Origin of the sequence: Streptomyces nigrescens (assembly GCF_027626975.1) — a bacterium.
GTDB classification, from domain to species: domain Bacteria; phylum Actinomycetota; class Actinomycetes; order Streptomycetales; family Streptomycetaceae; genus Streptomyces; species Streptomyces nigrescens.
In genome coordinates, this window is sequence record NZ_CP114203.1 from 5243864 (window position 1) to 5263928 (window position 20065).

The 20065-nt window shown below is 70.0% G+C and carries 20 protein-coding genes; 17 read left to right on the forward strand and 3 right to left on the reverse strand.

Going from position 1 to position 20065, the window contains the following annotated elements:
- The first annotated feature begins 51 nt into the window (after positions 1–51).
- The 5 genes from STRNI_RS23460 (at position 52) to STRNI_RS23480 (ending at position 4231) form a co-directional block, all read left to right on the forward strand.
- Positions 52–954 carry a menaquinone biosynthetic enzyme MqnA/MqnD family protein gene (locus STRNI_RS23460; RefSeq protein WP_266446519.1) on the forward strand — a complete coding sequence of 301 codons (903 nt, stop codon included), beginning with the start codon at positions 52–54 and terminating at the stop codon, positions 952–954.
- 123 nt (positions 955–1077) lie between these two features.
- Complete coding sequence (locus STRNI_RS23465; RefSeq protein ID WP_093645043.1) at positions 1078–1512, forward strand: hypothetical protein; 435 nt, start codon at positions 1078–1080, stop codon at positions 1510–1512.
- Positions 1513–1707: 195 nt separating this feature from the next.
- Complete coding sequence (gene mqnC, locus STRNI_RS23470) at positions 1708–2907, forward strand: cyclic dehypoxanthinyl futalosine synthase (protein ID WP_277411950.1); 1200 nt, start codon at positions 1708–1710, stop codon at positions 2905–2907.
- 7 nt (positions 2908–2914) lie between these two features.
- Positions 2915–3466, forward strand: coding sequence for a hypothetical protein (locus STRNI_RS23475; RefSeq protein WP_093640248.1), 552 nt, complete (start codon positions 2915–2917; stop codon positions 3464–3466).
- 63 nt (positions 3467–3529) lie between these two features.
- Positions 3530–4231, forward strand: a complete 702-nt coding sequence (locus STRNI_RS23480) for a demethylmenaquinone methyltransferase (protein ID WP_109896226.1) — start codon at positions 3530–3532, stop codon at positions 4229–4231.
- A gap of 150 nt (positions 4232–4381) precedes the next feature.
- On the opposite strand, the gene STRNI_RS23485 is transcribed toward STRNI_RS23480, so the two are convergent.
- Positions 4382–4897, reverse strand: coding sequence for a GNAT family N-acetyltransferase (locus STRNI_RS23485; protein WP_018090978.1), 516 nt, complete (start codon positions 4895–4897; stop codon positions 4382–4384).
- A 73-nt stretch (positions 4898–4970) separates the two neighbouring features.
- On the opposite strand from STRNI_RS23485, the gene STRNI_RS23490 reads away from it, so the two are divergent.
- Entirely contained in the window at positions 4971–6317 is a 1347-nt protein-coding gene (locus STRNI_RS23490; protein WP_371874921.1) for a geranylgeranyl reductase family protein, read from the forward strand.
- 105 nt (positions 6318–6422) lie between these two features.
- Here the strand turns inward: STRNI_RS23490 and STRNI_RS23495 are convergent, their stop codons facing one another.
- Positions 6423–7259 (reverse strand): ATP nucleotide 3'-pyrophosphokinase, encoded by an 837-nt coding sequence (locus STRNI_RS23495; protein ID WP_266446513.1) that lies wholly within the window; start codon positions 7257–7259, stop codon positions 6423–6425.
- Positions 7260–7548: 289 nt separating this feature from the next.
- Complete coding sequence (locus STRNI_RS23500) at positions 7549–8349, reverse strand: C40 family peptidase (RefSeq protein ID WP_018090975.1); 801 nt, start codon at positions 8347–8349, stop codon at positions 7549–7551.
- Between the two features lie 725 nt (positions 8350–9074).
- On the opposite strand from STRNI_RS23500, the gene STRNI_RS23505 reads away from it, so the two are divergent.
- The 11 genes from STRNI_RS23505 to nuoK are packed head-to-tail and all read left to right on the forward strand — an operon-like array spanning position 9075 to position 20056.
- On the forward strand, positions 9075–9434 hold the full coding sequence (locus STRNI_RS23505; RefSeq protein WP_018090974.1) for an NADH-quinone oxidoreductase subunit A: 360 nt from the start codon (positions 9075–9077) through the stop codon (positions 9432–9434).
- A gap of 9 nt (positions 9435–9443) precedes the next feature.
- A complete protein-coding gene (locus STRNI_RS23510) occupies positions 9444–9998 on the forward strand; it encodes a NuoB/complex I 20 kDa subunit family protein (protein WP_018090973.1) in 555 nt (184 codons plus the stop codon).
- The gene (locus STRNI_RS23515; RefSeq protein WP_159487711.1) at positions 9995–10768 is read left to right on the forward strand and encodes an NADH-quinone oxidoreductase subunit C; all 774 of its coding nucleotides are present in this window, start codon (positions 9995–9997) and stop codon (positions 10766–10768) included. The genes STRNI_RS23510 and STRNI_RS23515 overlap by 4 nt, the downstream gene beginning before the upstream one ends.
- Positions 10768–12144 carry an NADH-quinone oxidoreductase subunit D gene (locus STRNI_RS23520; RefSeq protein ID WP_174876377.1) on the forward strand — a complete coding sequence of 459 codons (1377 nt, stop codon included), beginning with the start codon at positions 10768–10770 and terminating at the stop codon, positions 12142–12144. The genes STRNI_RS23515 and STRNI_RS23520 overlap by 1 nt, the downstream gene beginning before the upstream one ends.
- Complete coding sequence (gene nuoE, locus STRNI_RS23525; protein ID WP_371874864.1) at positions 12141–13034, forward strand: NADH-quinone oxidoreductase subunit NuoE; 894 nt, start codon at positions 12141–12143, stop codon at positions 13032–13034. Before STRNI_RS23520 ends, nuoE begins: the two co-directional genes overlap by 4 nt.
- The gene (gene nuoF / locus STRNI_RS23530) at positions 13034–14416 is read left to right on the forward strand and encodes an NADH-quinone oxidoreductase subunit NuoF (protein ID WP_018090969.1); all 1383 of its coding nucleotides are present in this window, start codon (positions 13034–13036) and stop codon (positions 14414–14416) included. Before nuoE ends, nuoF begins: the two co-directional genes overlap by 1 nt.
- Positions 14413–16920: an NADH-quinone oxidoreductase subunit G gene (locus tag STRNI_RS23535; RefSeq protein ID WP_159487713.1), complete on the forward strand. Its 2508-nt coding sequence runs from the start codon at positions 14413–14415 to the stop codon at positions 16918–16920. Before nuoF ends, STRNI_RS23535 begins: the two co-directional genes overlap by 4 nt.
- Complete coding sequence (nuoH, locus tag STRNI_RS23540; RefSeq protein WP_026169854.1) at positions 16920–18308, forward strand: NADH-quinone oxidoreductase subunit NuoH; 1389 nt, start codon at positions 16920–16922, stop codon at positions 18306–18308. Before STRNI_RS23535 ends, nuoH begins: the two co-directional genes overlap by 1 nt.
- Complete coding sequence (gene nuoI / locus STRNI_RS23545; protein WP_018090966.1) at positions 18301–18891, forward strand: NADH-quinone oxidoreductase subunit NuoI; 591 nt, start codon at positions 18301–18303, stop codon at positions 18889–18891. Before nuoH ends, nuoI begins: the two co-directional genes overlap by 8 nt.
- A complete protein-coding gene (locus STRNI_RS23550; protein ID WP_109890648.1) occupies positions 18888–19760 on the forward strand; it encodes an NADH-quinone oxidoreductase subunit J in 873 nt (290 codons plus the stop codon). Before nuoI ends, STRNI_RS23550 begins: the two co-directional genes overlap by 4 nt.
- The gene (gene nuoK, locus STRNI_RS23555) at positions 19757–20056 is read left to right on the forward strand and encodes an NADH-quinone oxidoreductase subunit NuoK (RefSeq protein WP_274736601.1); all 300 of its coding nucleotides are present in this window, start codon (positions 19757–19759) and stop codon (positions 20054–20056) included. Before STRNI_RS23550 ends, nuoK begins: the two co-directional genes overlap by 4 nt.
- Positions 20057–20065: the final 9 nt, after the last annotated feature.

The window sequence follows — 20065 nt, forward strand, 5'->3', positions numbered from 1 at the left end:
ATACGGCGACCCGCTGCGCTGCCCCAAGGGAGACAGGTCTAGCCTCCGCATGTGGACAATTCAACCTTCGGAGACGCACCCGCGGGAGCCGACGCCGGCCGCCGTCGCAGCCGGCCGCGAGTGGGCCACATCCAGTTCCTGAACTGCCTGCCCCTTTACTGGGGCCTTGCCCGTACGGGCACCCTGCTCGATCTGGATCTCAGCAAGGACACGCCGGAGAAGCTCAGCGAGCAGCTGGTCCGCGGGGAACTCGACATCGCGCCGATCACCCTCGTGGAATTCCTGCGGGCCGCCGACGACCTCGTCGCGTTCCCCGACCTCGCCGTGGGCTGTGACGGCCCGGTCATGTCCTGCGTGATCGTCTCGCAGAAGCCGCTGGACCAGCTGGACGGTGCCCGGGTCGCGCTCGGCTCGACCTCGCGGACGTCCGTACGGCTGGCCCAGCTGCTGCTGGCCGAGAAGATCGGGGTGCGGCCCGAGTACTACAGCTGCCCGCCGGACCTCGGCCTGATGATGCAGGAGGCGGACGCGGCGGTGCTGATCGGCGATGCCGCGCTGCGCGCCAATCTGCACGACGGGCCCCGGCTGGGCCTGGAGGTGCACGACCTCGGCCAGATGTGGAAGGAGTGGACGGGCCTGCCGTTCGTCTTCGCCGTCTGGGCGACCCGGCGCGAGTACCTGGAGCGCGAGCCGGCCGTGGTGCAGAAGGTGCACGAGGCGTTTCTCGCCTCGCGTGATCTGTCGCTGGAGGAGGTCACCAAGGTCGCCGAGCAGGCGGCCCGCTGGGAGACCTTCGACGAGCCGGTGCTGGAGCGGTACTTCACCACGCTGGACTTCCGCTTCGGGCCCGCCCAGCTGAGGGGCGTCACGGAGTTCGCCCGGCGGGTCGGGCCTACGACCGGCTTCCCGGCGGATGTGACGGTGCAGCTGCTGGAGGCGGCGGCCGTCCGGTAGCGCGCGGCCGCGCGGCCCGGTTCACCGGCCGGTGCCGGGCGGCGCACGGGGGGCGCGTTCGGGCAGGATGGGGGCGGTCTTGCGAGCGCGCAAGGATCTTGGACATGTGCAACAGGGGGACCCATGAGACGACGTACGCGTGCCCTTGCCGCCCTGGCGGGTGCCGTCGCGGTGCTTGCCTCGGTGTCGGCCGGACCGGCCGGTGCGGCGGGCGTCAACACCGCCGACTGCCGCACGCCGGGCGGCGGTGCGGGCGCCACGCTGAACTGGGGTTACACCGGCAAGACCAAGCTGGGCCTGGTGGGGCTCAGCGCGCACGATCTGACGGCGGACGGCGCCTGGGTGCGGGTGCGTCTCGACATCGTCACCGGCTCCGGGAAGCGGGTCACCTACTCCTGGCGCGCGAACCGCGACGGAGCCGGCACGGTCAAGCGGTGGAAGACGTACGCCTCGGAGAGCTCGGGCATCGTCAGCGCCCGGGTCGAGGCCCAGAAGGTCAAGGGCAGCAGCCCGGTCTCCTCGTGTTACAGCAGGAAGGCGTACAACCCGTACTACTGAGGAGGGCGGTTGATGAGGGTGGTGAAGGGGTGCGTCCCGCACTTCCGAACCCCTGAGGCCGTCCGGCGGCGCTCTCCCCTCGGCTGACGGCGGGAGGCCGCCGCCCGGGCCCCGGTCCGGCCGCGAGCGAGGCTGTCGTACCCCTGACGTACGCTGGTTCAGTTCGTGATGCCCGCCTGCGAAAGGGACGCCCCGGTGACCGAGAACGCCGACCTCCAGTCCGTACTCGACCGCGCCGCGCAGGGCGGCCGCATCACGCCGGAGGAAGCGCTCGACCTGTACCGCTCCGCTCCGCTGCACGCGCTGGGCAAGGCCGCCGACGCCGTACGCCGCCGCCGCTACGCCGGTACCGAGCACATCGCGACGTACATCATCGAGCGCAACATCAACTACACCAATGTGTGCGTGACGGCCTGCAGGTTCTGCGCCTTCTACGCCGCGCCCAAGGACACCGCCAAGGGCTGGACCCGCGACCTCGACGACATCCTGCGCCGCTGTGCGGAGACCGTCGAACTGGGCGGCACCCAGATCATGTTCCAGGGCGGCCACCACCCGGACTACGGCGTCGAGTATTACGAAGAGCACTTCTCCGCCATCAAGAAGGCCTTCCCGCAGCTGGTCATCCACTCCCTCGGCGCCTCCGAGGTCGAGCACATGGCCCGGATCTCCAAGGTGTCCGTCGAGGAGGCGATCCAGCGCATCCACGCCGCCGGCCTCGACTCCTTCGCCGGCGCCGGCGCCGAGCTGCTGCCGGCGCGCCCCCGTAAGGCCATCGCTCCGCTGAAGGAGTCCGGTGAGCGCTGGCTGGAGATCATGGAGACGGCCCACGAGCTGGGCGTGGAGTCGACCTCCACGATGCTGATGGGCACCGGCGAGACCAACGCCGAGCGGATCGAGCACCTGCGGATGATCCGCGACGTCCAGGACCGTACGGGCGGCTTCCGCGCCTTCATCCCGTACACCTACCAGCCGGAGAACAACCACCTGAAGGGCCAGACGCAGGCCACCCTCTTCGAGTACCTGCGCATGATCGCCATCGGGCGGCTCTTCTTCGACAACGTCGCGCACATCCAGGGCTCGTGGCTGACCACCGGCAAGGAGATCGGCCAGCTGTCGCTGCACTACGGCGCGGACGACCTCGGCTCGATCATGCTGGAGGAGAACGTGGTCTCCTCGGCCGGCGCCAAGCACCGCTCCAACCGCACGGAGATCATCGACCTGATCCGCAAGGCGGGCCGGGTCCCGGCGCAGCGCGCGACCACCTATGAGCACCTGGTCGTCCACGACGACCCGGCCAACGACCCGGTCGACGACAAGGTCGTCTCGCATCTGTCGTCCACGGCGATCGAGGGCGGCACGGCGCATCCGGAGCTGAAGCTGGTCGAGGCCAACTGAGCCGCGGATGCTGACACTTCACCGCGTCCGCGGTGTCCGGCTCAGCCATGAGGGGGAGCCCGCTCCCGGGCATGCGGTCGTCGTCGACGGCGCCCGGATCGCCGCCATCGGCCCGTACGAGGAGCTGTGGGCGGCCTACGGCGACCGGGCGCGGGTCCGGGAGTGGGACGGCGTGCTGACGCCCGGCCGGTACGAACCCGAGGGCGCCGCGCTGTTGGAGGCCGCCTACCACCCCGACCCGCGCGAGGCCGATGAGCTCGGCAGCGAGCCGGTCACGGGCGAGGCGCTCGCCGCCCTCGGCATGACCGAGACCCGCTGGGGCGCCGGCGCCCGCCGTGGCCTGCAGCGCCTGCTGGCCACCGGGACGACGGCGCTGACCGGGCCGTTCACCCGGCCCGCGGTCCGTACGGCCGTCCAGCGGTCCGGGCTCGCGGAGCCGCCCGGCGGCCGTCCCCGTGAGCTGACCGTCGGCGGCGCGGCCGATTTCGCGGTCTTCGCCGAGGACGGCAGCTGCCTGGCCACCGTCCTGGCCGGCCGTCTGGTGTACCGCCGCCGCTGACGGCGGGCGTGCCGGGCCGTGCCCGGTGCGTTCCCCGGCGCCGGCACGGTGGACAATGGCCGGGTGACCCGAGCATCCCTGGACAAGCAGCCGCACGAAGTCGCCGCGATGTTCGACGACGTGGCGGCGCGGTACGACCTCACCAACGACGTGCTCTCCCTGGGGCAGGCGCGGCTGTGGCGCAAGGAGGTGGAGCGTGCGGTGGCCGCACGGCCCGCCGAGCGGGTGCTCGACCTCGCGGCCGGTACCGGCACCTCCTCGCTGCCGTTCGCCAGGACCGGTGCGTACGTGGTGCCGTGCGACTTCTCCGTCGGCATGCTGGGGGAGGGCAAGAAGCGGCACCCGTGGCTGCCGTTCACGGCCGGTGACGGTACCCGGCTGCCGTTCGCGGACGAGGTGTTCGACGCCGTCACCATCTCCTTCGGGCTGCGCAACATCCAGGACACCGATGCCGCGCTGGCGGAGCTGTACCGGGTCACCAAGCCCGGCGGCCGGGTCGTGATCTGTGAGTTCAGCGAGCCGACCTGGGCGCCGTTCCGGACCGTCTACACCGAGTACTTGATGCGGGCGCTGCCGCCGGTGGCCCGCGCGGTCAGCAGCAACCCGGACGCCTATGTCTACCTCGCCGAGTCCATCCGCACCTGGCCCAACCAGCCCGAACTCGCCGCCCGCCTGCAGGGCGTGGGCTGGACCGACGTGGCCTGGCGCAATCTGACCGGCGGCGTGGTGGCGCTGCACCGGGGGCGCAGGCCGGCCGGGGACTGACGTCGGCCGGGGGCTGACGCCTGCCGCTGACGGCGGAGCCGGAACCGCCCGTGCGGCTCGGCCCGGACCCGGCGTCGTCGGCGGCCGCGCCGCGCTGCCCGATGGGCGCTGCGGAAGGAATCCGCAGCGCCCTCTCCGTTCGCGGCAGCGTCACAGATCCAGCCGGTGGCAGTACGCCTTCCGGTCCTTCGGCGTGATCACCGTCTCCGCCCGCCGCATTCCCAGCCGCCGGGTGACCGCGATCGACCGCTCGTTCGCGGCGGCCACCATCGCCACCACGTGCCGGACCCCGGCCGCCCGTACGGAATCCAGTGCCGCCTGCGCCGCAGCGGTGGCGTAGCCCTTGCCCCAGTAGGCGCGGCCGAGCCGCCAGCCGATCTCGATCTCCCCGGCCGGGCCCCAGTCGTGCGGCCAGGGCTGGGCTCCGGTGAAGCCGATGACCGCGCCGTCCGCCGGGTCGACCAGGGTGTACAGGCAGAAGCCCAGCTCCGCGTGGTGCCGGCGCTGACGGGCGGTGAGTTCCTCGTACTCCGAGAGTTCGGCGGGGGCGCCTCCATGGAACTCCATGACGTCCGGGTGGTCGAAGGCCCGGTGCCAGTGCAGCGCGTCCTCCTCGGTGGGCACGCGCAGTTCGATTGCGGGGAGCGGTGTGTGCACAGACTTCATCGGGACAACCCTTCAGGTTCTGATCACCAAGGCCCCCATAGACTGCACATGCCCAGTGCCGGTCGGCACCCAGATATCCAGATATCGACTTCCGGGAGACAGCGCCGTGACCGAGTCCGCGTCCGTGACCGATTCCGTGACCACCGCCCGATCGGAGCACAGCGCGGATGTGATCGTTGTCGGTGCCGGGCCCGCCGGCTCCGCCACCGCCTATCACCTCGCCAAGTCCGGTCTGGACGTGCTCCTGCTGGAGAAGACCGCGTTCCCGCGCGAGAAGGTCTGCGGCGACGGGCTGACCCCGCGCGCCACCAAGCAGCTGGTCGCGATGGGCATCGACATCTCCGAGGAAGCGGGCTGGCTGCGTAACAAGGGCCTGCGGATCATCGGTGGCGGCTCCCGGCTCCAGCTGGATTGGCCGGAATTGGCCTCGTACCCGGATTACGGACTGGTCCGTAAGCGCGACGACTTCGACGAGCAGCTGGCCCGGCAGGCGCAGAAGGCCGGGGCGCGGCTCCACGAGCGCTGCAATGTGGGCGCGCCGATCGTCAACGAGCTGACCGGCCACATCACCGGCGTTCACGCCAAGCTCGGCGAGGAGAAGACCCCGGTCACCTTCCACGCCCCGCTCGTCGTCGCCGCCGACGGCAACTCCACCCGGCTCTCGCTGGCCATGGGCCTGCACCGGCGCGAGGACCGCCCCATGGGCGTGGCCGTCCGTACGTACTTCACCTCGCCCCGCCATGACGACGACTACCTGGAGTCCTGGCTGGAGCTGTGGGACCGCCGCGGCGCCCAGGACCGGCTGCTGCCCGGCTACGGCTGGATCTTCGGTATGGGCGACGGGACGAGCAATGTCGGCCTCGGCATCCTCAACTCCAGCTCGGCCTTCAAGGAGCTGGACTGGCGCGAGATCCTCAAGGCGTGGTGCGCCTCGATGCCCGCCGACTGGGGCTACACACCGGAGAACATGACCGGCCCGATCCGCGGCGCCGCGCTCCCCATGGCCTTCAACCGCCAGCCGCACTACACCAAGGGCCTGCTGCTGGTCGGTGACGCGGGCGGGCTGGTCAACCCGTTCAACGGCGAGGGCATCGCCTACGCCATGGAGTCCGGTGCGATCGCCGCCGAGGTCATCGTGCAGGCGCACGCCCGCGCCACGTACGCGCAGCGCGAACTGGCCCTGCAGCGCTACCCGAAGATCCTCAAGGACACCTACGGCGGCTACTACTCCCTGGGCCGCGCCTTCGTGAAGCTCATCGGCAACCCCAAGGTCATGAAGATCGCCACCCAGCGCGGTCTGACCCACCCGCTGCTGATGCGCTTCACCCTCAAGATGCTCGCCAACCTCACCGACCCCACGGGCGGCGATGCGATGGACCGCATCATCAACGGGCTGAGCAAGGTCGCCCCGAAGGCGTGACGCAGCGGAGGCCGGCCCCGGACGGGATGTCCGGGGCCGGCCCCGTTCGTGCCTCCGGTGCCGCCGCCCGGCCGACGCGGGCGGGCTGCCCGGTGGCCGGCCCGGTCAGCCGACGGGGGCGGGGGCCGGTGCGGGGAGCCGGCGCGCCGGGTCCGGGGACGGCAGCCGGCGGGCGGGGGCGGTCAGCCGCTCGGCGCCCGGCGGGACCGGTACCGCCGCGAAGATCGCGTCCTGCTGCTCCTGGAGCTCCCGGACCCTCTCGGGCGGGGTGCCGGGCAGCCGCTGCTCCTCGTACAGCTTGTGCGTCTCCAGCTGCGCCGCCTTGCTCTCGGGGGTGTGGAACTGGACCTCGAAGAGCTGACCGGAGCGGGGCGCGCGCCAGGCGGAGTTGATCGCCTTGTAGCCGGTGGGCCGGTTCCAGGTGTTGGCCCAGCGGGTGGAGTCGTTGCCCCACGCGGACAGCAGCCCGGCCGCGGTGCGGACGCCCTGGCTGTACGTGCCGGCCGGCCACTGCAGGGTGAAGCGGACCGCGTCGTTGATCTTGCGGAGCGATGCGTCCACGGTCTGTCCCGGTGACTCCAGCATCCAGGTGGCGACCTTGCGCTTGAGCGAGTCCGGCGACTTCAGCCGCTGGTCGAAGCCGACCAGTTCGGCATGGCTGATCCTGGCGGCCGCCCGGACCCCGGGGCTGATGGCGCGCTCGGCCCGCCGGGCGCGGGCGACGAAGCCGTTCACCTTCTTGTTCTCGGCGGCCGTCAGATGCAGCCCGTTCTGATGCCAGCCACCGTCGGGGCCGGGCGCCGCGGGCCGGACGGAGAGCGGTGCGGCGGACGGGGCCGAGGCGGTGGCGGTGTGGACGGCGCCCAGGCCGAGCGCGGTGGCCAGGGCGGCGGCCGTCGCGGCCCGGCTGACGAGGCGGTGAGCGGTGCGATGGGTGTTCATCGAAGCGCGGTTCCCTCTCTCTACGGATGCCGCACGGCGCATAAGCGGTATGTGCGGCATATGGCGAGAGGTGCAACGGCGCGTACCGCCCGTCGGTAGCTCGACGGGCGGCCTCCGGCCCGTACCTGGCTTGATCGTGGCGCTGAGCGGCGCGAATCATCCGTCGGACGTCGGACGACGGGTGGCGGGGGCGACCCGGACGGCCCGGAGACACCGCACACGAAAAGGACCGTCCCTCCCGAGCGGCGAGAGGGGCGGTCCTTTTGCGGTGTCGAAGGGTGCGGCGGTCCTAGAGGACGCGCACGGCGCCGGTCGGCATGTCGTAGTCGAGCGGGCGCTCGACGATGCCGGTGCTCGAGTTCTGGGCGCCGATGAACTTGCCGTCGCCGATGTAGACGCCGACGTGGTAGGCGCTGCCCGCGCTGCCCCAGTACAGGATGTCGCCGACCTGGAGGTTGTCCAGGCCGACCTGGGTGCCCTGGGTGGACTGGTCCTGCGAGACCCGCGGCAGGTCGATGCCGATCTGGCTGAACGCGGCCTGCGTCAGACCGGAGCAGTCGTACGAGGAGGGGCCGGAGGAGCCCAGCACGTAGGCCTTGCCGAGCTGCGCCTTGAGGAAGGAGACGAGCGTGGCGGTGCTGCCGGTGGCGTTGGACGACGACGGGGCGGACAGGGTCGAACGCTCGGAGGAGCGCGAGGCACGGGCCTCGGCGGCCTCCTTGGCCTTACGGGCTTCCTCGGCCTTCTTCTTTGCCTCGGCCTTGGCCTTCTTCACGGCCTCGGCCTTGTGCTTCTCCGCGGCCTTGGCGGCGTGCGAGAAGGCGCTGTCCTGGAGCGCCTGACGCTCGTAGGTGAACGCGACCTGCTCGGCCGTGTCGGCGCTCCTGGCGGCGCTGGTCGCCAGCGCCGTCGTGATCGTCGGCATCTCCTGGGTTTCGGAGACGGGCTTTTCCGCGGCGTTGGCCGGCACGGTCGCGCCGGTCACCGCGAGGGTGAGGAAGCCACCGGTCACGCCCGCGCGCAGCGCCCGCGAGGACGCGGAAGGACGGCGGGGCTTCCGGTGGCTGGGTATGAGTGCGTTCGGGGACATGGCAATAACGGCTATCAGGAGCCGCCGGTTGCTGCCAAGAAAGGTGCAGTGCGCCACACTTGACGCGTACGCGACGAACAAAACGGACTTTTGTCCGCCCGTCGCGCCGGCGGCGGGATGTCCGAATTTCGCGATCATGTTCCTACGCATGGCATTTGCTGCTCCACGCGGGCCCGGCGGGCGCCTACCACTTCCTCATCCGCCACGCCAAGGCTTCCCGGGCGTCAAGCGCTTAGTGATGGAAATAGCGTGGGATAGGTCACTCTTGAGTGTCCGTTATGTTCCCGTGACCTGGCGTCGGCCGGCCGCTCGTGAACGGAAGCACGTACCGACGATCACGAGCGGGTCACGAGAGGGGCGCGTTCACGCGGTCTGCCGCATATAGCAGTTGGCCGTGTCCAGCGCCAATTTGCCTGTAGCGGTAACCACTTGATATTGGCCAGCACGCGCTGACCAGCGGTAACGCACGTGAATGTCACCTCTCGTGATCACTCGCGCGCTTCGCGTATGAAGATCACCGCTCATCCGACTTCATGATCCTTCGCCGGGTGGTGGAGATCACAAAGGCGTTGTTCACCCCCGTGTCGCAGATCACAGACCAGCGGGCATAAGATGCAGGCGCTCGGGCTTGTGAACTGCCTCACATAGGCACGATCTCCATGGGGCAGTCGGAGGGCCCGGGTGGACCGCCATCCAGTCATCGTCGACTGAAGGGAGCGAGGACGGTGAACGCTTACGCGCCCATCCTCGTACTGGGAGCCCTCGGGGCAGGCTTTGCGATCTTCTCCGTCGTGATGGCCACCCTCGTCGGGCCCAAGCGCTACAACCGGGCCAAGCTCGAGGCCTACGAGTGCGGAATCGAGCCGACGCCACAACCGTCCGGTGGCGGTCGCTTCCCGATCAAGTACTACCTGACGGCGATGCTCTTCATCGTCTTCGACATCGAGATCGTCTTCCTCTATCCCTGGGCCGTCACCTTCGACGCCCTGGGGCTTTTCGGGCTCGTCGAGATGCTCCTCTTCGCGCTCACCGTCTTCGTCGCCTACGCCTATGTCTGGCGTCGTGGCGGCCTGGAATGGGACTAGGGGTCACACATGGGACTTGAAGAGAAGCTGCCGAGCGGCTTTTTGCTGACCACTGTCGAGCAGGCCGCCGGCTGGGTGCGCAAATCCTCGGTCTTCCCCGCGACCTTCGGGCTGGCCTGCTGCGCCATCGAGATGATGACCACCGGCGCCGGGCGCTACGACCTCGCCCGCTTCGGCATGGAGGTCTTCCGCGGGTCGCCGCGACAGGCGGATCTGATGATCGTGGCCGGCCGGGTGAGCCAGAAGATGGCGCCCGTGCTGCGGCAGGTCTACGACCAGATGCCGAACCCGAAGTGGGTGATCTCCATGGGGGTTTGCGCCTCGTCAGGCGGAATGTTCAATAACTACGCGATTGTGCAGGGCGTTGACCACATTGTTCCCGTTGACATCTATTTGCCGGGTTGCCCGCCGCGTCCCGAGATGCTGATGGACGCCATTCTCAAGCTCCACCAGAAGATCCAGAACACCAAGCTCGGGGTCAATCAGGAGCAGGCCGCCCGCGAGGCGGAGGAAGCGGCGCTCAAGGCCCTGCCGCTGATCGAGATGAAGGGGCTGCTGCGGTGAGTGAGCAGAAGAACCCCGAGCGTCCCGAGCCGAACGGCCAGAACGGCCAGGAGGAAGCCGTTCCCGCGCAGCGCGAGGACACCGGCGAGGCGATCACCACCCGCCGTGGCATGTTCGGCGCCAGCAACGGCGGCGACACCAGTGGCTACGGCGGCCTCGTCCGCACGGTCCGGCTGCCCGGCGCCACCCCGCGGCCGTACGGCGGACCGCGCGGCACGGAGGACGGGTACGGCGAGTTCGACGAGATCGCCGACGAGCTGGAGGGCGCCCTCGACGAACAGGGGCTGGTCCCCGAGAACGTCATCGAGAAGACCGTCGTGGACCGCGACGAGCTGACCTTCCACATCGAGCGCAGCTATCTGCCGGCCGTCGCCAGGATCCTGCGCGACGACCCGGCGCTGCGCTTCGAGCTGTGCACGGGGGTGAGCGGGGTGCACTTCCCCGGCGACGGGGGCCGCGAGCTGCACGCCGTCTACCACCTGCGCTCGATCACCCACAACCGGCTGATCCGGGTGGAGGTCTCCGCCCCGGACGCCGACCCGCATGTGCCCTCGCTGGTGGACGTCTATCCGACCAACGACTGGCACGAGCGGGAGACCTACGACTTCTTCGGAATCGTTTTCGACGGCCACCCGGCGCTGACCCGGATCATGATGCCGGACGACTGGCAGGGCTTCCCGCAGCGCAAGGACTACCCGCTCGGCGGCATCCCCGTCGAGTACAAGGGCGCCCAGATTCCGGCTCCCGACCAGCGGAGGTCGTACAGCTGATGACTACTGCACCGCACTCCCACTCCTCGTCCGGCCACCGCACGTCGAGCGACTTCGACACCCGGGAGTCGCTGGCCCGCGAGACCACCGAGGGCACCGTCTACAACGTGTCCGGTGGCGACTGGGACGAGATCGCCGCGGCCGCCGTGAAGGCCGACGACGAGCGGATCATCGTCAACATGGGTCCGCAGCACCCGTCCACCCACGGGGTGCTCCGACTGATCCTGGAGATCGACGGCGAGACCGTCACCGAGGCCCGCTGCGGGATCGGCTATCTGCACACCGGCATCGAGAAGAACCTCGAATACCGGACCTGGACGCAGGGCACGACGTTCGTGACGCGGATGGACTACCTGACGCCGTTCTTCAACGAGACGGCCTACTGCCTGGCCGTGGAGAAGCTGCTCGGCATCACCGACCAGATCCCCGACCGGGCCTCCGTCATCCGCGTGATGCTGATGGAGCTCAACCGGATGTCCTCCCACCTCGTGGCCATCGCCACCGGCGGGATGGAACTGGGCGCCACCACGATCATGATCTACGGCTTCCGCGACCGTGAGCTCATCCTCGACCTCTACGAGCTGATCACCGGTCTGCGGATGAACCACGCCTACATCCGGCCCGGCGGCCTCGCCCAGGACCTGCCTCCGGGCGCGGTCGACCAGGTGCGTGAGTTCGTCAAGAAGATGCGCAAGAACATCGGCGAGTACGACAAGCTCGCCACCGGCAACCCGGTCTTCAAGGCCCGGATGGAAGGCATCGGCTACCTCGACCTGGCCGGCTGTATGGCCACCGGTGCCACCGGGCCCATCGTGCGCTCCGCCGGACTGCCGCACGATCTGCGCAAGACACAGCCGTACTGCGGCTACGAGGACTACGACTTCGAGGTGCCGACCGCCGACACCTGCGACTCCTACGGCCGGTTCCTGATCCGGCTGGAGGAGATGCGCCAGTCGCTGCGGATCGTCGAGCAGTGCCTGGACCGGCTGGAGCCCGGCCCGGTGATGGTCGCCGACAAGAAGATCGCCTGGCCCGCCCAACTGGCCCTCGGCCCGGACGGTCTGGGCAACTCCCTCGACCACATCAAGAAGATCATGGGCACCTCGATGGAGGCCCTGATCCACCACTTCAAGCTGGTGACCGAGGGCTTCCGGGTCCCGCCGGGGCAGGCCTACTCGGCCGTCGAGTCACCCAAGGGCGAGCTGGGCGTGCATGCGGTCAGCGACGGCGGCACCCGCCCCTACCGGGTGCACTTCCGCGACCCGTCCTTCACCAATCTGCAGGCCATGGCGGCGATGTGCGAAGGCGGCCAGGTCGCCGACGTCATCGTCGCCGTCGCGTCCATCGACCCCGTGATGGGAGGCGTCGACCGGTGAACGCCACTCCGGCAAACCAGGACGTGCAGCTGGGAATGCCCGCACTCCCCGCCCCCGACTACCCGGCGGACGTACGGGCCCGGCTCGAAGCGGACGCCAAGGAGGTGATCGCCCGCTACCCCGGCGCGCGCTCGGCGCTGCTGCCGCTGCTGCACCTCGTACAGGCCGAGGAAGGGCACGTCACCCGCACCGGCGTCCGCTTCTGCGCCGAGATGCTCGACCTCACCACCGCCGAGGTCACCGCCGTCTCGACCTTCTACTCCATGTACCGCCGCAAGCAGAGCGGCGACTATCAGGTCGGGGTCTGCACCAACACGCTCTGCGCGGTGATGGGCGGCGACGCCATCTTCGAGGAGCTCAAGGAGCACCTCGGCGTCGGCAACGGCGAGACCACCGAGGACGGCGCGGTCACCCTCGAACACATCGAGTGCAACGCGGCCTGCGACTTCGCCCCGGTCGTGATGGTCAACTGGGAGTTCTTCGACAACCAGACGCCGGAGACCGCCCGGCAGCTGGTCGACGACCTGCGGGCCGGCCGGGCCGTCGCGCCCACCCGTGGTGCGCCGCTGTGCACGTTCAAGGAGACGGCCCGGATGCTCGCCGGCTTCCCGGACGAGCGGCCGGGCGCCGTCGAGGCCACCGGCGGCGCCGGCCCCGCCTCGCTGATCGGGCTGCGGCTGGCCAAGGGCGAGGCTGCTCCCGGCCGCGGCGCCGACCATGTCGTCTCCCCGCGGACCACGACCGACGGCCCGCCCTCCGACGAGCCCCCGTCCGGCCACCCCGCCGAGGAGGCCCCCTCGGGCCACCCCAGCTCCCACGACGCACCGCAGCAGACGTCGGCCTCGGATCACCAGCACCCGGCCGGCCCCACAGCAGAGGAGGGGGAGTGATGACAGTGGCAGCCGAACACGGGGGTGCCTCCCGGCCGGAGGCCGGCGGGGACACCAATCCCGAGAAGCTTCTGACGCCCGTCCTGTCCGCCTTCTGGGACCAGCCCGCGTCCTGGACGCTGGAGACCTACCGCCGGCACGAGGGCTACGAGGGCCTGCGCAAGGCGCTGGCGATGCCCCCGGACGAGGTCATCGCCTACGTCAAGGACTCCGGGCTGCGCGGCCGCGGCGGCGCGGGCTTCCCGACCGGGATGAAGTGGCAGTTCATCCCGCAGGGCGACGGCAAACCGCACTACCTGGTCGTCAACGCCGACGAGTCGGAGCCCGGCACCTGCAAGGACATCCCGCTCCTCTTCGCGAACCCGCACTCCCTCATCGAGGGCATCGTGATCGCCTGCCATGCGATCCGGTCGAACCACGCCTTCATCTATCTGCGCGGCGAGGTCGTGCCCGTCCTGCGGAGGCTGCAGGAGGCCGTGCGCGAGGCCTATGCGGCGGGCTTCCTCGGGAAGAACATCCTGGGCTCCGGGCTCGACCTGGATGTGATCGTGCACGCGGGCGCGGGCGCGTACATCTGCGGTGAGGAGACCGCGCTGCTCGACTCGCTGGAGGGCCGTCGCGGACAGCCCCGGCTGCGTCCTCCCTTCCCGGCGGTGGCGGGCCTGTACGCCTGCCCCACTGTCGTGAACAACGTCGAATCCATCGCGTCGGTTCCCGCGATCATGAACCGGGGCAAGGACTGGTTCCGGTCGATGGGCAGCGAGAAGTCCCCGGGCTTCACGCTCTACTCGCTCAGCGGGCATGTCGCCAACCCCGGCCAGTACGAGGCCCCGTTGGGCATCACCCTGCGCCAGCTGCTGGACATGAGCGGCGGTATCCGCCGCGGCCACCGGCTGAAGTTCTGGACGCCGGGCGGCTCCTCGACGCCGATGTTCACCGACGAGCACCTCGATGTCCCCCTCGACTACGAGGGCGTCGGCGCGGCCGGCTCGATGCTCGGCACCAAGGCGCTCCAGTGCTTCGACGAGACCACCTGTGTGGTCCGGGCGGTCACCCGCTGGACCGAGTTCTACGCACACGAGTCCTGCGGCAAGTGCACGCCCTGCCGTGAAGGGACCTACTGGCTGGTGCAGTTGCTGCGCGACATCGAGGCCGGCAAGGGGCAGATGGGCGACATCGACAAGATCGACGACATCGCCGACAACATCAACGGCAAGTCCTTCTGCGCCCTCGGCGACGGCGCCGCCTCGCCGATCTTCTCCTCGCTCAAGTACTTCCGCGAGGAGTACGAGCAGCACATCACCGGCAAGGGCTGCCCCTTCGACCCGGCCAAGTCGACCTTGTGGGCCGACAACGACGCTCACCTGGGGGTGAATGCATGACCGTCACGACCAATGCTCCCTCGGGAGGCGGCGAGGCGGCGATCCCGCCGGAGGACCTCGTCACCCTGACGATCGACGGCATCGAGATCTCCGTCCCCAAGGGGACGCTGGTCATCCGCGCCGCCGAACTCCTCGGCATCGAGATCCCGCGCTTCTGCGACCACCCGCTGCTGGACCCGGCGGGCGCCTGCCGGCAGTGCATCGTGGAGGTCGAGGGCCAGCGCAAGCCGATGGCCTCCTGCACCATCACCTGCACCGACGGCATGGTCGTCAAGTCGCAGCTGACCTCCCCGGTGGCCGAGAAGGCCCAGCGCGGGGTGATGGAGCTGCTGTTGATCAACCACCCGCTGGACTGCCCGGTCTGCGACAAGGGCGGCGAGTGCCCGCTGCAGAACCAGGCGATGCAGGTCGGCGACCCGGAGTCGCGCTTCGAGGGCAAGAAGCGCACCTTCGCCAAGCCGGTGCCGATCTCCACCCAGGTGCTGCTGGACCGTGAGCGGTGTGTGCTGTGCGCGCGCTGCACCCGCTTCAGCAACCAGATCGCCGGCGACCCGATGATCGAGCTCCTGGAGCGCGGCGCCCTCCAGCAGGTCGGGACCGGAGAGGGCGACCCCTTCCAGTCGTACTTCTCCGGCAACACCATCCAGATCTGCCCGGTCGGCGCGCTCACCTCCGCCGCGTACCGCTTCCGCTCCCGCCCCTTCGACCTGGTCTCCTCGCCGTCGGTGTGCGAGCACTGCGCGGGCGGCTGCGCGACCCGTACGGACCACCGGCGCGGCAAGGTGCTGCGGCGGCTGGCGGCCGACGACCCCGAGGTCAACGAGGAGTGGATCTGCGACAAGGGGCGGTTCGCCTTCCGGTACGCGCAGCAGCGCGACCGGCTGGATCACCCCCTGGTGCGCAACCCGGAGTCCGGCGAACTGGAGCCGGCGAGCTGGCCCGCGGCCCTGGAGGCGGCGGCCCGCGGACTGGCCGCGGCCAAGGGGCGTACCGGCGTCCTGACCGGCGGCCGGCTGACCGTCGAGGACGCCTACGCCTACGCCAAGTTCGCCCGGATCGCGCTGGGCACCAACGACATCGATTTCCGGGCCCGGGTGCACAGCGCCGAGGAGGCCGACTTCCTCGCGTCCCGGGTCGCCGGCCGCGGCCGTGACCTGGACGGCCGGGGAGTCACCTACACCGCGCTGGAGAAGGCACCGGCCGTTCTGCTGGCCGGCATCGAGGCCGAGGAGGAGGCCCCGGGCGTCTTCCTCCGGCTGCGCAAGGCGCACCGCAGGAGCGGACAGCGCACCTACGGGCTGGCCGGTTACGCCTCGCGCGGGCTGATCAAGGCCGGCGGCACGCTGCTGCCGTCCGCGCCCGGTACCGAGACCGAATGGCTGGACGCGCTCGCGGGCGGGGTCGGCCTGGAGGGCGAGGGCCGTTCCGCGGCCGAGGCGCTGCGGGCCGACGGCTCGGTGATCGTCGTCGGTGAGCGGCTGGCGGCGGTGCCCGGTGCGCTGACCGCCGCGATCCGCCTGGCGTCGGCCACCGGGGCCCGTCTGGTATGGATTCCCCGGAGGGCGGGCGAGCGCGGCGCCGTCGAGGCGGGTGCCCTGCCCGGTCTGCTGCCGGGCGGCCGGCCGGCCACCGATCCGCGGGCCCGCGACGAGGTCGCCGCCGCCTGGGGCGTGGCCGCACTGCCGCACCGGCACGGCCGGGACACCGGCCAGATCATCGAGGCCGCGGCGACCGGCGAGCTCAGCGCGCTCCTCGTGGCGGGCGTCGAGGTCGCGGACCTGCCGGACCCGGCCCGGGCGCTGGCCGCGCTGGACGAGGTCGGTTTCCTGGTCAGCCTGGAGCTGCGGCCCTCACAGGTCACCGACCGGGCGGATGTGGTCTTCCCGGTGGCGGCCGTGGTGGAGAAGCCCGGCACCTTCCTCAACTGGGAAGGCAGGGCGCGGCTGTTCGAGGCCGCGCTGAAACCGGACCAGATGACCCGCCGCCATCTGCTGCCGGACTCGCGGGTGCTGCACATGCTCGCCGACGCCCTCGACGTCCATCTGGCGCTGCCGGACGTCCGGGCCGTACGCCGCGAACTGGACCGGCTCGGCGGCTGGGACGGCCCGTACGCGGGCGAGCCCGTGGAGACCGGGCGTGCGCTGCCCCGCCCCGACAGCGGTGAGGCCGTCCTCGCCGGCCACCGGCTCCTGCTGGACCAGGGGCGGCTCCAGGAAGGCGACAACGCGCTGGCCGGTACCCGGCACGCCGCGGTCGCCAGGCTGTCGGAGATCACCGCGCAGGAGACCGGGGTCAAGGACGGGGATCTGCTGGCGGTCACCGGACCGGCCGGCTCGGTCCGGCTGCCGCTCCAGGTCACGCCGATGCCCGACCGGGTGGTGTGGCTGCCGCTCAACTCCACGGGCGGTGGCGTCGCCGCCGATACCGGGGCCCGCCCCGGTGACCTGGTGAAGATCTCCGCCGCCCCGGGCACGCCGGAGCCGGCCGAGGAGGTGGAGGCATGATGCAGCAGCTCGATCAACTCGCTGCCGCCGGCAGCGCGCTGGCCCAGGAAGACCTGTCGATGTTCGGCCGCGACCCGTGGTGGCTGGTCGTCATCAAGGCGGTCTTCTGCTTCGCGTTCCTGATGCTGACGGTGCTGTTCTCGATCGTCTGGGAACGCAAGGTCGTCGCCTGGATGCAGCTGCGCATCGGCCCCAACCGGCACGGGCCCTGGGGGATGCTGCAGTCCCTCGCCGACGGCATCAAGCTGATGCTGAAGGAGGACCTGGTCGTCAAGCGGGCCGACAAGGTGGTCTACCTCCTGGCGCCGGTCGTGGCGGCCATCCCGGCCTTCATGGCGATCGCGGTGATCCCCTTCGGGCCCGCGGGCAACGAGATCTCGATCTTCGGTGTCCGCACCCCGATGCAGCTGACGGACCTGCCGATCGGCGTCCTCTACATCCTGGCCACGGCCTCGGTCGGCATCTACGGCATCGTGCTGGCGGGCTGGTCCTCCGGCTCGACCTATCCGCTGCTCGGCGGACTGCGCTCGTGCGCGCAGATGATCTCGTACGAGATCGCGATGGGGATGTCGTTCGCGGCGGTGTTCCTCTACTCCGGGTCGATGTCGACGTCGACCATCGTGGAGTCGCAGCAGAACAGGTGGTACGTCCTGCTGCTGCCGGTGTCCTTCATCATCTACATCGTCGCGATGGTGGGCGAGACCAACCGCGCGCCGTTCGACATGCCGGAGTCCGAGGGCGACCTCGTCGGCGGCTTCAACACCGAGTACTCGTCCATCAAGTTCGCGATGTTCATGCTCGCCGAGTACATCAACATGGTGACCGTCTCGGCCGTCGCGATCACCCTCTTCCTGGGCGGCTGGAAGGCACCCTGGCCGATCTCCACGTTCTGGGAGGGCGCCAACCACGGCTGGTGGCCGCTGCTCTGGTTCACGCTCAAGGTGCAGCTGCTGCTGTTCTTCTTCATCTGGCTGCGCGGCACCCTTCCCCGGGTGCGCTACGACCAGTTCATGAAGCTGGGCTGGAAGGTCCTCATCCCGGTCTCGCTGGTCTGGCTGATGCTGGTCGCCACCGTCCGGGCGCTGAAGAACGAGGGCTACAACTTCTCCCAGATCGTGCTGTATGTCGCCGGCAGCGCTGTCGTGCTGCTGCTGATCTCCCTCCTCGTGGACTTCTTCCGGCGCGCCGAGAAGGAGGAGGAGCCGGACGGCGACGGGGCCTTCGACCCGATGGCGGGCGGCTTCCCCGTACCGCCGCTGCCCGGGCAGAGCCTGCCGCCCGTGCCACGCCGCAGGCCGCGCCGGGAGCGGGAGCTGATTGTCAGTGGCGGGGCGGACACTGTCAGTGACGGAATCGGAAACGACGGAAAGGGGGGCGACGGTGCCTGAGTTCCAGAACCCCGTGGCCGGCTTCGGCGTGACCTTCAAGGCCATGTTCAAGAAGCGGCTGACCGAGCAGTATCCGGAGGAGAAGAAGCCGACGGCGCCGCGTTTCCACGGCCGGCACCAGCTCAACCGCCATCCGGACGGGCTGGAGAAGTGCATCGGCTGCGAGCTGTGCGCCTGGGCCTGCCCGGCGGACGCGATCTATGTCGAGGGCGCGGACAACACCGACGAGGAGCGCTACTCCCCGGGTGAGCGCTACGGCCGCGTGTACCAGATCAACTATCTGCGCTGCATCCTGTGCGGTCTGTGCGTGGAGGCCTGTCCGACCCGCGCGCTGACCATGACCAATGAGTACGAACTCGCCGACCGGTCCCGCGAATCGCTCATCTACACCAAGGAAGAGCTGCTCGCGGGCCTGGAGGAGACCATGGTCGATTCCCCGCATGCGATCTACCCCGGCATGACGGAGAAGGACTACTACAAGGGCCTGGTGACCGAGGCCGCGCCGGGGACCGTCCGTCAGGTCGCGGCCTCCAAGGGCGAGAAGGCCGACGACGGCCCGCAGGAGAAGGAGGCGAACGCATGACCGGCCTCGCCGCCGCGGCCTCCATGACCTCCACGGGGGAGGCCGTGCAGTTCTGGATCCTGGGCAGCGTCGCCGTCATCGGCGCGCTGTGCACGATCCTGATGAAGCGCGCCGTGCACAGCGCCCTCTCGCTCGCCGGGACCATGATCGTCCTGGCGGTCTTCTACCTCGCCAACGGCGCGTACTTCCTCGGCGTCGTCCAGATCGTCGTCTACACGGGCGCGATCATGATGCTGTTCCTGTTCGTCGTCATGCTGGTCGGTGTCACCGCCGCGGACTCCCTCAAGGAGACCCTCAAGGGCCAGCGCTGGCTCGCCGCCGGGGTGGGCCTCGGCTTCGGCATCCTGCTGATCGCCGGTATCGGCAACGCCTCGCTCAAGGAGTTCAACGGCCTGGGCGAGGCCAACGCCGGCGGCAATGTGCAGGGCCTGGCGGCGCTCATCTTCACCAAGTACGTCTTCGCCTTCGAAGCCACCGGCGCACTGCTGATCACGGCGGCCGTCGGCGCCATGGTGCTCACCCACCGGGAGCGCACGGAGCGCGCCAAGACGCAGCGTGAGCAGTCCGAGGCCCGGATCCGCGAGGGCAAGCAGGTACCGCCGCTGCCCGCCCCCGGTGTCTACGCCCGGCACAACGCCGTCGACATTCCGGGGCTGCTGCCCGACGGCACCGTCTCCGAGCTCAGCGTCAACCCGACGCTGCGGGAACGGGGCCAGATCCGCGATGTCTCCGGTGCCTCGCTCGCCGAGCTGAAGGCGCTGGAGCGGCGCTCCGAGGACTGGCTGGGCCGCGGCTCCGAGGACGAGCCCGGCCCGCCGTCGTCCGGCGGCGCGGCACCGAAGGAGCACAAGGAGGGGGCCAAGAAATGAACCCGGTCTACTACCTCTATCTCGCCGCCCTGTTGTTCACCGTCGGCGCGGCCGGAGTGCTGATCAGGCGGAACGCCATCGTGGTGTTCATGTGCATCGAGCTGATGCTCAACGCCTGCAATCTCGCCTTCGTCACCTTCTCGCGGATGCACGGGAATCTGGACGGCCAGATCATCGCCTTCTTCACGATGGTCGTCGCCGCGGCCGAGGTCGTGGTCGGTCTGGCCATCATCGTGTCGATCTTCCGCACCCGTCATACGGCCTCGGTCGACGACGCCAGCCTGATGAAGCTGTAAGGGGTCGCA